Genomic DNA, 12,543 nt, shown 5'->3' with positions numbered 1-12,543 from the left:
GGTATGGGATGATCCGCACAAGCAGCAGCGTTTGGAGCAGATACTCTCTGATTTAGAGGCGTTGCTTTCGTCCTAGAAGGGTAATATTATCAGTTTGCGATCGCTGGCTGATTTTTCTAGCTATTCATTATGACCGGAATTGATGGGTCTCAAGCCCCGTCCTTCTAAGCTTTGTCCTTGAGCGAAGCGAAGGAACGGTTTTGATTTTTGATGACGTTGTTTCAGCACCTCAAGAGTGCAACCGCCTACAGAAACCCAAAAGTAGCTAGGACTCCAAAGATTGTTTTTGCTCTCGTTTGTGTATCCAGCTTGCCCATAGCGACGACTAGAGACCCCTTTTAAGGTATTAACGATTTTGCTTTTCGATAGCGTAGTCTTAATAAGTTACTTCAATATGGGGATTTCCACATCGGTGAAATATAATTATCAATTGGAGCGGGTACGCGATCGCGCCCGAACCAATGGCAAGAAATAGGAATGCGCTCGCTAAGATTATTTCTAGCACTGGCGAAGCTGCTGGCTTGGGCATTAAAATCCACCCTCATCTGCTTCACCATGCCTGCGGTTATTCCCTAGCCGAGCAGGGAATGCCTACCCGCTCGATACAAACCTACCTCAGTCACAAAAAACATTCAGCACACCGTCCGCTACACGGCGGAAAATTCCGCCCGATTTGACCGCATCAACTGGAATTGGTCTACCAGGGTCGATGCGTTCTGAGCAGGGGCTTACTCATTCAGGCTTAAACCACTGGTAACACACCAACTGAATATCTTTTTCTTGAATCATTTCTAATGGAGTTAGTTCTTCCTCCTCTCCAATCTCGTTGTACTGGTCATTTTCAACAAAGCACTCGTCTAACTCAGAAGTCAATACGTTTAAATCTTGATGCTGAACGTATCTATCCCAAATTTCCTTGATGTCACGCTCGTAAATACGAAGGTTGACGGTGGTAATTACTTTCAGAATGCGCTCTATAGCTTCTTGGTCGGCTGGTTCCTCTTGAAAGAGGTTAAACTGAGTTAATGCATGGTGAATCTTCTGTAAAAGCTTGGTCAGCTTAGGTTTTATCTGCCTGCTGGTTTGCTGCTTTTTGAAGTAGGTCATTAAATTTAGAGTAGCGCCTTCGAGTACCGCGAAAATGGCATTGTCGAACGGTACTGGCAACAGTTGGTCTGGAGGAGGGAAGTCAGATTCTTTGCACTTAAGCCAGTTAAAAATCTTGCGTTTGTCGCTAACTAGATAATTTGGGTCTAGTGCTATAGCACCACGAATGCGGGGGTAAAAGTGCCAGAAGTGCTTATCACCAGCGCGAAATGCTAGAAAGATACCTCCATCTCGAATATTAGAATCGGGAATGTTGAAATGTCGGGTGCTATGAATTCCCAAGGGGATTTCTTCAACGAGTTCTTGACCGGCTTGTTTAATAAACTCCAGTAAGGGCAAGCGCATCTCATCGAGAGACACCAAATCAGCCGCTTGTTCCAGTTCCTCTAGGATGGCTTCTTTCTCGGCATCGGTGTCGGCTCTCTTGAGTCGATACAATTCCTCTAAAGATTTATCTGAAATGACTTCTCCCAGAACACTGGCGTCAAGTCCCACCTCGCGGTCAATGGTTGCAATTCTTTGTTGCAACCGTGCTACCAATCCCAGTAAGTTCTCTAGACCTTGTTCTGGGAAACAGTTATAGATAAATAGCTCGTCATAGTCAGTTCCCAGACGGTCAATCCGACCCGCCCGTTGTATCATTCGTACTGGGTTCCAGTGAAGGTCATAGTTAACCAGCACCCCAGCATCTTGTAGGTTTTGCCCTTCGGACAGAACATCAGTGCAAATGATAATGTCGATAGGGTTTTGTTGGAGAGCCTCTAATTCCTCTTCGCTTTGGTGGTTGGCTTTAGGGGCAAAGCGTTTGACCTTTTCTTCTCGCTGTTTAGCGGACGTTTCACCTGTCAGGAGTTCAATTACTGGCGATTGCCCGTTAACTGCCATCTGTGCTAACCAGTCTTCATCATTGAGTAGTTGGTTGTACAGGTAGTTAGCCGTGTCTTTGAAGTAGCTGAACACCAGAATCTTTTGACCTTTGAGCTGAGCGGTCAGCAGGTGCTTAAATGCTGCTAGCTTGCGATCAGAGTCTATGTTTTCTTCAACAGAGCCTTGAATCTGGTCGAGCTTGTTGAGAATGTCGTTGAGGATATTCAGGTCAGCTTCAATGTGCGATCGCAACTGGTCGATGTAGTAGTCTTTGGGGTTGACCTCATCTAACGATTCAATGATGGCATTAACTGAACCCTCCTCTTCTTCATCTTCAATTGCCAAAACCAGCCTGCGGAAGTTCTTACTATCTAGTAGCCTACCTTCATTGGTGATGATTTCGTAGAATCTCTCCTGAAAGTCTCTTTGGTTCCGGATACTATTTCTAAACGCAATTAGCGAACTTTCTAGCCGCTTGAGATATAAAGCTTTTTGCAGAGCGACTAGAGCAGTATTGCGTTTAACTTCATTCTCATCAGTTCTTTGTTTCTTTTTCTTAAATGCCTTGATATTGTAAGCGGCAAGGTGCAACTGGTCAATCTGGTTGCCAATTTCAGCATAGAGTCCAATATAAATATCTTCAAAGTTATAAGTGAATTGTTCTAGTCGGCGTTTGGGAAAGTGAATCAGTTTGCCAGCGATGCGAATTTCCTCCCCGGCTGCTTGTCGTCTGATTACGTCTTGGCGAGAACGTCTTACCATTGTCTGTAGCAGCAGTTCGGTAATCTCAACGCTACCTTTAGCTAAGGCTTTGAAGTAACCCTGAAGATTGGAAATTCCCCACTCTCGGTAATAAGTTTCACCCCCACGAGTGAGCAGTAACATTTGGTGGTAGAGGTCAAAAATACTATTATTGATGGGAGTGGCTGTCAGCAGCAATACTCGCTTGTTCCGCTTACCGCTACTAATTAGCTTTTGTAGGTTCCGATAGCGGTTAGTCGAACTATTGCGGAAGTTGTGGGACTCATCGACTACAACAATGTCATATTTGCTGTAATTAGCACTCCTAAAAGTTTGACGGCTTACTTCCTCATGAGAGAGAACGTCAGCTTTAAGTCCAAATTCATCTAGTTTCTTATACCATATCAAGTCTCTCAATTGAGCTGGACAAACTACTAATGCACGGGGAACGTAACCGGGACGGCGTTCTTTAATGAGGTAGTAGTCCAGCACTCGCAAGCCGATGTAGGTCTTACCTAAACCTACAGCATCAGCTACCATACAACCCCGATGACGCTCTAGCAGTCTAACCGCTCGTTCAAATCCTTCCTGCTGGAAACTGGCAAGCTCTAATGTAGTGCGATCGCCTCCCAAAAACTCCTTCTTCTGCAAAAAGTACAGAAACATAATCCGCCCTAACAGGCGTTGGGAGAACTGGTGCAAGCGGTCTGATTCATCAAAGTAGTGATGGGGGTTATACTGCTTGATAACTTTCTGAGCCTTCTCAAATAAATTTTTGTAACCCCTGTAGAACTGTTTGGTTAGCTTCTCAATGTCAAATGCTTCGCACTGAACCTTGTAGAGTTCCTGGGGACTGCGACCTTGAACGGCAATCTCATTTAAGCGATCGCAGTCATAGGCAGTCGGGTTGGTGCGGTCAATCAGCAGCTTTCTAATGCTGGCTTTGAGTTCATCTTTTTGAGTATCAAAGCTCTTACGACAATTAACCAACATCAATTGGTCATAATCCTTGGTAGCCAGCAGCAAGAATTCTGTCTCCCGACGCCCAACTTGAGAGGCGATCGCCCTCATCCGACTACTAGCAGTGCTAGGAGAAGTCCACTCATCCGGTTGCAACTGAAACAGCCAAACTTGGAGTCCGCCACTGCCTTGGTCAGCTATCATGTAAGCGTCGTAAATCGCTTCACCGCTTCTCGGTGACAACTGGAGGTCATCAATATCTAACGGTTGTGCATCGGCGTTATAACCTAATTTTCTGAACAGAGATGCTATTTTCTCTGGACTACCGATATCACGTAAATCATCCAGTTGTAGTGACCGCTCAGGCATAACTTCCCCTAAATTTAATTTTCGTCAGCTCAAATTGGTTATCCTTTCCAGTCATTTCCAAACCAGCACGGCGGTCGATAGCGATTCGGTTACGGGCATAGCGAAGGAGCCTCTCGGATGGTCTTTATATCGAATTTAACCGAAGATGCATCGAATCGCATCTGGTATATTTACGGAATTTAGGGAGATCTATTTATAGATCGTTTGCTCAAGCCGCGTTAACACAGGAATTCAGTCTGGGGGAGTTTCAGATGGTCGCAAGTGAGAAGACCCGCGATCACGCTCGGACTGGCGGCAAAAAATGGCGATGCGATCGCTCCCTCGTGTCAGATAGGACGTAAGCAAGTATCGCGTCCTCTGATTGAGCTAGTTAAATCCCCGGTGTCTTGATCCTAAGTGCCACTTCACCCCAAAGAAGCCGTCAGGCTAGTTTAGGTTGACTCTTTAGCTGGCTGGAAGCTGACAGGGAGCGATCCGATCGCATCCCGTTGTTCAATTGGCGATTTTCGGGTTCTTGCCAAAGGGTTCCTGCCAAAGAGTTAGGGGTGGGGAGATGGAGTGCGATCGCGTTTTAGCTTTGGAGGTTGAGATTTTGAGCATTGTACTCCCCGACTAGGCGGTATATTGTACCGCTACGCGCTTTTTGGCTCCAGTCACATTGATCCGCATCCTGATGACCTGCTTGGTCGCGCCATAGAAGTTAGCGGCTTCATCCATGCTTATCTTTCTCTTGACAATGTGGAGAGCAGCTTCTTCGGAAATCAGAAGAGCCGGTCCTAGCCAGTTAGCTTCGTCTTCTATCGTCTTGTTGAAGTTACGGCAGCCATATTCACTGAAGGGCGCAGTTGGGGGATGTTGTAAAATCCCATGACTTAGTTCATGAGCGATGTTGGATGCCTGTCGGTGAGGGTGATGCGAATCATTGTGGACAATTAAACGGCGATGACCATTAAAGACGGTTACGGCAGAGAAGCATTCTCGATTTTTCTGAGTTAGGTAATCGGTTTGTGTCGGACACTCATTCTTAAACTCTGACAGTGGAACGACAGGAATGCCTAATAGATCAGAAAGTTTCCAGGGACAGAGAGGGGCATGGGGTTTGAGTCCTAGCTCCGCTCGAAATTCTCTGGAGTAGTTATTGGCTTCTTTCTTAAATCCACGGCGTAATTTCATCATCAACCCCACAGTCTGCACCACTGTCTATAGTGTAGGAATTTTTTTCGGGCGCTGCCTACGGTGTAGTTCAGATGCACTATACTTTATATCTGCCATAACAACCATTGTTAACGCACTACATGTGGATCAACCTGCCGAATGTGGGATTAACCATCTTGACGAAGTTTTTCATAAGCCGCTTTGACTATTGCCTCAATTGCTGCTGCTCCTTCGGGTGTTAGATGAGAATCCGCCCGTAAGTACGCCGTGATTTTAGCGAGAGGGTCGGATTCTATTTGGGTTTGTTGAACACCTTGAGAGAAGAATAATTCGGCTTTGAGACCTGACCATGTTAGCAACGCAGCAAGGCTATCTACGTCAGGTCTTCTTCCTTGTGCTATTCGGGTTAAAGTTGATGCGCTGACCCCAGATTTTTCTGCGACCTGCTTCCATGTCAGCTTCTTAGACTGCCGCTGACTGTCTAGTGCCGCATAAAAGGACTCCACATTGAACTCTACCTTTCCCATTCTGCCTCCAATTGCTCACTTGCAATTTTAAGGCAGATGTGCAATAAAATAAATAATTGCACAATAGCAATTGATAATCACTCTAGCAATTGGGAGGATTGCACATGGTTACGTCAAAAAGCTACCGAGTCAAAATTGACGAGGATACTTATTCAGTAGCCGATCCGGTCATCACAGGACTTCAACTCCTAGACACGGCTGGGAAGAGACCATCAGACGAGTACCTGATTTTCTATCTGCTTTCAGGAGGACAACTCGAAGAAATTCGTCTAGACGAGACGGTAGATCTGCGACAGCAAGGTGTGGAACGTTTCATCACATGGCGCAGTGATCGCTCTTTTCGCTTTGTAATTGACGGACGCCGTTTTGAGTGGGGAGTACCGCTAATTACTGGACTGAAGCTTAAGCAGCTTGCGGGAGTTGATCCTCAAACTTACGGAGTCTGGCTGGAAGTTAGGGGAGGGGAAGACCGCCCGGTAGAAAACACTGAGATGGTTGACCTTAATGCCGAAGGAGTTGAGCGCTTCTTCACCGGTAAGAAAACCACGACGGAGGGCTAGACCATGACCTTTTTGCCTTCACGAGACCGGAAATACCTGGAGAGCAAAAGTTTTGCCTTTGAAGAAATTGTGGATGGATGTAACAAGGGTATTGTCCTGCCCAAATTTAGGCTCCCAGCTCAAAAATATAACGCAAACCAGGTAGATGTGTTGATCATTCTGCCTCCAGGCTACCCAGATGTTGCACCAGATATGTTTTATCTTGAGCCTTGGATTAAGCTTGTGCAGGGCAACCGCTATCCAAAAGCTGCTAACAATCCCTTCTCATTCAGTGGACGCTCGTGGCAGCGCTGGTCTCGCCATAACAACGAGTGGCGACGTGGAGTCGATGGTATTTGGACAATGCTCAAGCGTATTGAATATGCTTTGGAGGTTGCCGCATGAACAGCTTTGTGAGTCTGACCTTACAGGAACGTCACCTCCAAGAGTTAAAAAACAGATTGCTTCACCAGGATGGGCGGGAACGAGCAGCTTATCTGCTTTGTGGTGAAGCCTTTATTCCATCCGATCCGTGGAGTAACCTACCTCGTCGGAAGTATTTGTCTTTTGATGTTTTGTCCATCCCAGACGCAGAAATTGTCTCGTGTTCATCTGAGTACATTACCTGGAAGACGGATTCCTTTGTTCAAGCCCTGAATCTGGCTCAGGCTAACAGGATGACCGTTGCCCTTGTTCATAGTCATCCGGGTGGATTTGCAACCTTCTCTGATCAGGACGATATTAATGAACCCGATTTGGTGCAGCTCGCTCAAAATCGAAATGGAGAAACGACGAGGCTTCTTAGCCTTGTTTTGACTTCAGAGAAAAATTTAATTGGACGTTGCTGGATAAATCCCAGAGAGTATGAGTCACTAGATTTCATCTGTTGTGTTGGGAATAGGATTCAGCTTTACTACCCAGGTCGAGGAAAAGGGGTATCGTTTTCAGTTTTCCACCGACAATCCCTTGCTTTTGGTAAGGCTTTGACGCAAGACCTGTCCATCTTGCGGGTTGGTGTCGTTGGTTGTGGTGGAACAGGCAGCGCAGTGGCTATGTTGCTGCCAAAGTTAGGAGTTCGGCAGATTGCCCTTTTTGATAAAGATGTTGTTGAGGAAAGTAACTTGAATCGGCTGCATGGTGCGACATGGGTTGATGCTCAAGAGCAGCGCCTCAAAGTGGAGGTGGTTGGGCGATCACTTACGATGCTGGGAATCGGTGTTGAGGTGAAAAGCTACCAAGCTTGGATAGGCGATCCAGTGTGCCGGGATGTTTTGAAGTCATGCGATGTTGTATTTAGCTGCACAGACGATCACGCAGGGCGCTTACTATTAAACCGTTTTGCTTACTACTACCTTACACCAGTCTTTGACATGGGGTTAGCAATTGAAGTTTCCTCATCAGAACCACCGAAGATACAAGCTTTAGATGGCAGAGTGACAACGCTTTTACCTGGATGTACCTGTCTGCTCTGTCGTGAAGTGATTAATCCAGTCATCGCCCGTGATGAGACACTCAAACGCGACCAACCCGATGAGTATGAACGCCGGAAAGCTGAGGCGTATGTCTTTGGGGAGGGCAATCCGAGTCCAGCCGTGGTTCTGTTCACAACAGATGTAGCGATTATGGCGCTTGAGGAGATGGTTCACCGTTTCCAAGGATTTCGAGGGGAAGAGGGAGCCATGCCTCAAAAAGTTAGAAAGTATCACCTTCAGACGGATCGACAGCCCGGTGTTCGTGCTAATGAGTATTGCCCAGTATGTAGCACAAATGGAAGCTGGGGTAGAGGAGATGTTGAGCCATTTCTTGATCAGGTATAAGCCCTATGTTTTTGCGCTCTCTTGTTCGACACATTCTCCTTTCACTTCGGCTGATTAAGCAGCCAGAATTGATAGGTCGGATAATATCTTCTCATCCAACTCCAGAAGAAATTGCCCCTAGTGAGATTGTAATCGTTGGAGATGAAAAGTATCGAAAGTGGGCTTGCTTTCGCTGCCCAGGAGGATGTGGAGAGGTGATTCTTTTGTCTCTCAATACTTCACGGCGTCCATCATGGAAAGTTGTTCTTGACTGGTTAAAGCGTCCAACAGTTTATCCATCTGTACGACAGCTTAATGAGTGCAAGTGCCATTTTTGGGTACGGAAAGGTCAGATTGAATGGGTTGATTCGCCTTTGTGATCGCGCCTTCAACCATGAACATATTCACACTTCAACCCGATCAAGTTAATCCGTGTCTGTGATCGCGCTCGATGATCCAAACCACCTATTCTAATCCATTGCCTTGGAGTTATCATAAACGCGGCGGATTTTGGAAAAAATCCCTTCATTATATATAGGTATGAAAATTCAAGAGTTTCAGCTTTTTTGTTGGACGCGATCGCCGACGCGGTGCAAGTCGGGGCGCTGCTCAATGTTGGCTATTAATCGCTTAAGCTTTATTAAGTTATACGCCAGAGGGAATTGACTGGGAAGGGGGTGTACAATGTACACCCCCTTGAGCGTAGAAATGCGATCGCCGGATTGAACTTGTGATCAATCTGATCACAAGTGGCTTCATAGCCTCCGGGAAGAGAGCGATTTTCGGGAAAATTCTGCAATCCTTGGTGAAAACTGGCATGGGGTGATGGGTCAGGTGTGGAGAAGCCGCGAAACCAGGAAAATTGAGTTGGTTATTGAGGTTGGGATTTGGGGATCGCGATCGCACTCCTGAACTCCTCGGCTGGGCGGTACATCGTACCGCTAAGATTCCAACTAGTGCAGCGCGGCAGAAATACTTGAGCAGCTCATCTTAGGGTAAAATGGAACAATGAAGCCAAAAAAACTGGATGACCTAATCAAACTATTGCACTCATAACAACCTTAGCCATGCCTGACCCCCGTCCCCTGAGGATTAAATTATCACAGCAACAGCGAACTTTACTCGAACAGGTAGTGCGTCGCTACAGTAGTCCTCAAGGATTAGTGCAACGGGTAATGGTAGTTTTATTGGCTGCCGAGGGTATGAACAATAGTCAGATAGCTCAACAGTTGCAATTGGCACGTAACACGGTACGGAGGTGGCGACAGCGCTGGTCGGCGGCAGCTAACCATATGATAAGTATGGAAGGCGAGGGTATCAGCGACAAACAACTGCTACAAATGATCATAGCCGTTTTAGCCGATGCACCCCGATCAGGTACTCCAGCTACATTTACAACGGAGCAAGTCGTACAGATTGTCGCCCTGGCTTGCGAGTCGCCCCCTAGGGTGGGGCATCCAGTGAGTCACTGGACAGCCCAAGAGTTAGTCTCGGAAATAGTCAAACGAGGTATAGTAGAGCAAATTTCCCCGCGCAGTGTGGGACGTTTTTTAAAACGAGGCAACTTTACAACCCCATCGAAGTCGTTACTGGCTCAATGCTAACCCGGATGACCCAGAAGAATTCAAACAACAGGTAACAGCCATTTGCCAGTTGTATGAACAAGCTCAAACTTTGTCTGAAAAAGGAATTCATCTGGTAAGTACCGATGAGATGACAGGCATCCAGGCACTCGAACGTGCGGCTAGAACTTTACCGATGAAACCAGGGCGCATTGAATACCAAGAATTTGAGTACATTCGCCATGGTACAGTTAGCCTAATTGCCAATTTGGAGATTGCTACAGGAAAAGCAATCGCTCCTACGATTAGTCCAACTCGCCAAGAATGCGACTTTGCCAACCATATAGCCAATACCATTGAAACTGACCCGGATGGGGAGTGGATTTTTCTGGTTGACCAACTCAACATTCACAAATCAGCTTCCCTGGTGCGACTGGTTGCTGCTTGCTGTCAAATCGATACCGACTTGGGAGTGAAGGAACAAAAAGGGATTCTTAAGTCCATGACCAGCCGTGCCGCTTTTTTGTCTGATACCAACCACCGTATTCGTTTCGTTTACATCCCAAAACATACCTCTTGGTTAAATCAGATTGAGTGTTGGTTCAGTATTTTAGTGAGACGCTTGCTCCGTCGTGCCAGTTTTACCTCTACTGTGGAATTAAGCTCTCGCATTTTAGAATTCATTGATTACTTCAACCGTACTATGTCTAAACCCTTTCAATGGAAGTACAAGGGTGGCAACAAGCTTGAATGATATGATACAAGAGCATCCCATTTTTGGGCAATACGCTGTATTTAATTTCGGGCTTTCTCGCTTTCTCACTTATAAAATGCCTAAAACCCTTATTCAAATAGCCTTGCAATTATTGGCAATCGTCAGGACATAAAATCACGCGATCGCACGCTTCCCTCAAAAATCCTGTGACCGCTACTGGCTGCTGACTTTGGCGTCAAACTGAAGTTCACCATACATAAAATTGAAACTGCCTCACCATGCGCCTTGCGGCGATTTTTGACGCGCCTCATTTTATGTACCATCGCGCTCAATCCCAATGATAGCGGGAGTTTCAACCGATAAGATTGTCTATTTACAAGCGCTTCGCGATCATGAAGCGCTTGCCAGACTAACATGGTTTCTATTTTTGAGAGGTTGATTGCTAAAACTATTACGGGATAAAGCTTAGCGCCTAGTCTAGTACGTTTGCACTGTAAAAGCTTCAGCTATCCCTGAAACTATTGGGGTTGGATATTATTTTCTACAGTTGTTTAGATTGAACAGAGGGTTATACCTCCTATTCGCCAGATCCGGGGAGGGGACAGGGGTCAGACATAGCGAAGGTTGTTGTGAGTGTAATATTTGATTAGGTCATCCAGTTTTTTTGGCTTCATTGTTCCATTTTACTCTAAGATGAGCTGCTCAAGTATTTCTGCCGCGCTGCACTAGAGTTAGTGGGAAAAATGTCAGAGATTTGTCCATAAGCAAGGAGTAAGGATGCGATCGCTGGCTCGTGTGCGATAGGACTGCTCTCACGTATGTCACCCGCAAAGAGAAGTGGGGATAGAGTCGTTTAGTCTCCAGTGGGAGTGTTGGTGGGAGTAAAGAGTAGTTGTGATAGTGATAACAGGTGGGATGATTACAATGAAGATTGGCTGGAGTTGACAATGAATGTAAAGAGACTTAAGAACAAAGAAGCACATCACCCATTTGTAGGGACATGGCACATTTGTGAGATGGAGATGTGGGAAGAAGATTATTTTAATATGGAAACGCAAGCCTATGTGAATATTCAAGCCGATAATCTTGGTGATTTCCAATTTGGGTTGGTTACAGGCTGCCTCGATGGATATTTAGAGCAAGAAAATAGTCAAGAGCGTTTTGCCTTTACTTGGGAGGGGCAGGATGAGATGGATGAAGTAAGCGGGTGTGGATGGATAAAGTTAAGTGATAAAAACGAAGTGGAAGGAGTCATTAGCCTACATGGAAGAGATCGCTCAAGGTTTAAAGCGAAAAGAGCTAGAAATGTCGGTTACTCAGGTTAAACAGAGTTGAGATGATATTTGTCCAAAGTTTAGAGGTAAGGTTTGGTAAGCTTTAAGTTTTTATCCTTGGTGATCCCACTGGTTGAGTGTGATCCCAACCGGGACAAGTGAATGTCGCACTGCTTACAAACAAGTCTACTTGAGTAAAATAATCTATTACCTAGTAGCACCCTCAGCAGAAATTGCGCGATCGCTACGGCTTGATCGGGTAATCATTCCGATTCAAGCCATTGTTGTTGTGATTCACGCGATCGCTTCTAATCCTAAGCCTAACAAGCAACTTCGAGTCGCGAAATCAATCTTGTCAATTCAAGGGTAAAAAAAGTAGAATGCTGTTGCTGATAAATCTCAAGAAAACTCTGATAGAACCAAAGTGTTCCCTGTTTACCGCCTGTAAATCGGAGCCAAATGCTTTCTCCAACTCGTTCCCAATCGGCGACAATTGAACGCATATTGTGGAGTTTGTCTGCTAAAGAAACGCGACGAACCTCTGGGGGAGCTAGACGTATTTTTTCTAAATACTTGAGTTTGCGTTCTTTCCAGGAAAGTGAGGGCAGCGTTTTATCCTCAGTACATCCATCGACAATATTAACGACTCTTTGCCCAAAACGTTGGTGAATTTCTACACGAGTTTTGTCGCCCCCCTGGTCTTCAATGGCATCATGGAGTAAAGCCGCGATCGCTTCGTCTTCATCGCCGCCGTCTTCTAAGACTAAAGCGGCGACACTGATCAAATGAGAGATATAAGGAATACCACTGCCTTTTCGGACTTGATGGTTATGTAGTCGGGTGGCGTAGACTAAACCCGCATTTCTCACAAACTAATTTGAGAAGCTAATTTGAAGGGGAAAAGTAGAAGTTTTCATGCACAGAATAGAAA

The 12,543-nt window shown here is 45.8% G+C and carries 13 protein-coding genes and 1 pseudogene; 8 read left to right on the top strand and 6 right to left on the bottom strand.

The features are described 5' to 3' along the window. Positions 1 to 204 precede the first annotated feature (204 nt). A pseudogene (locus tag ACLGGO_RS33050) lies at positions 205 to 369 on the bottom strand (transposase); the annotation flags it as partial. 92 nt (positions 370 to 461) lie between these two features. Here ACLGGO_RS33050 and ACLGGO_RS33045 point away from each other — a divergent pair. Next, positions 462 to 677: a tyrosine-type recombinase/integrase gene (locus ACLGGO_RS33045; RefSeq protein WP_446422496.1), complete on the top strand. Its 216-nt coding sequence runs from the start codon at positions 462 to 464 to the stop codon at positions 675 to 677. Between the two features lie 55 nt (positions 678 to 732). On the opposite strand, the gene ACLGGO_RS33040 is transcribed toward ACLGGO_RS33045, so the two are convergent. The 3 genes from ACLGGO_RS33040 to ACLGGO_RS33030 form a co-directional block, all read right to left on the bottom strand. Then, positions 733 to 4,044, bottom strand: coding sequence for a helicase-related protein (locus ACLGGO_RS33040; protein WP_446422495.1), 3,312 nt, complete (start codon positions 4,042 to 4,044; stop codon positions 733 to 735). 612 nt (positions 4,045 to 4,656) lie between these two features. Further along, complete coding sequence (locus ACLGGO_RS33035) at positions 4,657 to 5,220, bottom strand: ImmA/IrrE family metallo-endopeptidase (protein ID WP_446422494.1); 564 nt, start codon at positions 5,218 to 5,220, stop codon at positions 4,657 to 4,659. A gap of 146 nt (positions 5,221 to 5,366) precedes the next feature. After that, positions 5,367 to 5,726, bottom strand: coding sequence for a helix-turn-helix domain-containing protein (locus ACLGGO_RS33030; RefSeq protein ID WP_446422493.1), 360 nt, complete (start codon positions 5,724 to 5,726; stop codon positions 5,367 to 5,369). 104 nt (positions 5,727 to 5,830) lie between these two features. Here ACLGGO_RS33030 and ACLGGO_RS33025 point away from each other — a divergent pair, with 104 nt between their 5' ends. The 6 genes from ACLGGO_RS33025 (at position 5,831) to ACLGGO_RS33000 (ending at position 10,377) form a co-directional block, all read left to right on the top strand. Continuing rightward, positions 5,831 to 6,286 (top strand): multiubiquitin domain-containing protein, encoded by a 456-nt coding sequence (locus ACLGGO_RS33025; RefSeq protein WP_446422492.1) that lies wholly within the window; start codon positions 5,831 to 5,833, stop codon positions 6,284 to 6,286. A gap of 3 nt (positions 6,287 to 6,289) precedes the next feature. Further along, a complete protein-coding gene (locus ACLGGO_RS33020) occupies positions 6,290 to 6,670 on the top strand; it encodes an E2/UBC family protein (protein ID WP_446422491.1) in 381 nt (126 codons plus the stop codon). Beyond that, positions 6,667 to 8,082: a ThiF family adenylyltransferase gene (locus ACLGGO_RS33015; protein WP_446422490.1), complete on the top strand. Its 1,416-nt coding sequence runs from the start codon at positions 6,667 to 6,669 to the stop codon at positions 8,080 to 8,082. The genes ACLGGO_RS33020 and ACLGGO_RS33015 overlap by 4 nt, the downstream gene beginning before the upstream one ends. A gap of 5 nt (positions 8,083 to 8,087) precedes the next feature. After that, entirely contained in the window at positions 8,088 to 8,441 is a 354-nt protein-coding gene (locus ACLGGO_RS33010; RefSeq protein ID WP_446422489.1) for a DUF6527 family protein, read from the top strand. Between the two features lie 687 nt (positions 8,442 to 9,128). Continuing rightward, the gene (locus ACLGGO_RS33005) at positions 9,129 to 9,665 is read left to right on the top strand and encodes a helix-turn-helix domain-containing protein (RefSeq protein ID WP_446422488.1); all 537 of its coding nucleotides are present in this window, start codon (positions 9,129 to 9,131) and stop codon (positions 9,663 to 9,665) included. Between the two features lie 70 nt (positions 9,666 to 9,735). After that, positions 9,736 to 10,377, top strand: a complete 642-nt coding sequence (locus ACLGGO_RS33000) for a transposase (protein WP_446396333.1) — start codon at positions 9,736 to 9,738, stop codon at positions 10,375 to 10,377. A gap of 122 nt (positions 10,378 to 10,499) precedes the next feature. Here ACLGGO_RS33000 and ACLGGO_RS32995 read toward each other — a convergent pair whose 3' ends face one another. Beyond that, positions 10,500 to 10,754 (bottom strand): hypothetical protein, encoded by a 255-nt coding sequence (locus ACLGGO_RS32995; RefSeq protein ID WP_446422487.1) that lies wholly within the window; start codon positions 10,752 to 10,754, stop codon positions 10,500 to 10,502. Positions 10,755 to 11,285: 531 nt separating this feature from the next. Here ACLGGO_RS32995 and ACLGGO_RS32990 point away from each other — a divergent pair. After that, positions 11,286 to 11,663, top strand: coding sequence for a hypothetical protein (locus ACLGGO_RS32990; protein WP_446422486.1), 378 nt, complete (start codon positions 11,286 to 11,288; stop codon positions 11,661 to 11,663). A 269-nt stretch (positions 11,664 to 11,932) separates the two neighbouring features. On the opposite strand, the gene ACLGGO_RS32985 is transcribed toward ACLGGO_RS32990, so the two are convergent. Further along, entirely contained in the window at positions 11,933 to 12,481 is a 549-nt protein-coding gene (locus ACLGGO_RS32985; protein ID WP_446422485.1) for an HD domain-containing protein, read from the bottom strand. Positions 12,482 to 12,543: the final 62 nt, after the last annotated feature.

This window comes from Coleofasciculus sp. (genome assembly GCF_046565525.1).
In the GTDB taxonomy this organism is placed as follows: domain Bacteria; phylum Cyanobacteriota; class Cyanobacteriia; order Cyanobacteriales; family Coleofasciculaceae; genus Coleofasciculus.
Note: the sequence above shows the minus strand (reverse complement) of the source record. Positions and strands in the feature narration are given on the sequence as shown.

Excerpts from the sequence above, each read along its gene's own strand:
- ACLGGO_RS33045 (WP_446422496.1), top strand. The coding sequence starts at position 462 with ATGGCAAGAAATAGGAATGCGCTCGCTAAGATTATTTCTAGCACTGGC.
- ACLGGO_RS33040 (WP_446422495.1), bottom strand. The coding sequence starts at position 4,044 with ATGCCTGAGCGGTCACTACAACTGGATGATTTACGTGATATCGGTAGT.
- ACLGGO_RS33035 (WP_446422494.1), bottom strand. The coding sequence starts at position 5,220 with ATGATGAAATTACGCCGTGGATTTAAGAAAGAAGCCAATAACTACTCC.
- ACLGGO_RS33030 (WP_446422493.1), bottom strand. The coding sequence starts at position 5,726 with ATGGGAAAGGTAGAGTTCAATGTGGAGTCCTTTTATGCGGCACTAGAC.
- ACLGGO_RS33025 (WP_446422492.1), top strand. The coding sequence starts at position 5,831 with ATGGTTACGTCAAAAAGCTACCGAGTCAAAATTGACGAGGATACTTAT.
- ACLGGO_RS33020 (WP_446422491.1), top strand. The coding sequence starts at position 6,290 with ATGACCTTTTTGCCTTCACGAGACCGGAAATACCTGGAGAGCAAAAGT.
- ACLGGO_RS33015 (WP_446422490.1), top strand. The coding sequence starts at position 6,667 with ATGAACAGCTTTGTGAGTCTGACCTTACAGGAACGTCACCTCCAAGAG.
- ACLGGO_RS33010 (WP_446422489.1), top strand. The coding sequence starts at position 8,088 with ATGTTTTTGCGCTCTCTTGTTCGACACATTCTCCTTTCACTTCGGCTG.
- ACLGGO_RS33005 (WP_446422488.1), top strand. The coding sequence starts at position 9,129 with ATGCCTGACCCCCGTCCCCTGAGGATTAAATTATCACAGCAACAGCGA.
- ACLGGO_RS32995 (WP_446422487.1), bottom strand. The coding sequence starts at position 10,754 with ATGTTAGTCTGGCAAGCGCTTCATGATCGCGAAGCGCTTGTAAATAGA.
- ACLGGO_RS32990 (WP_446422486.1), top strand. The coding sequence starts at position 11,286 with ATGAATGTAAAGAGACTTAAGAACAAAGAAGCACATCACCCATTTGTA.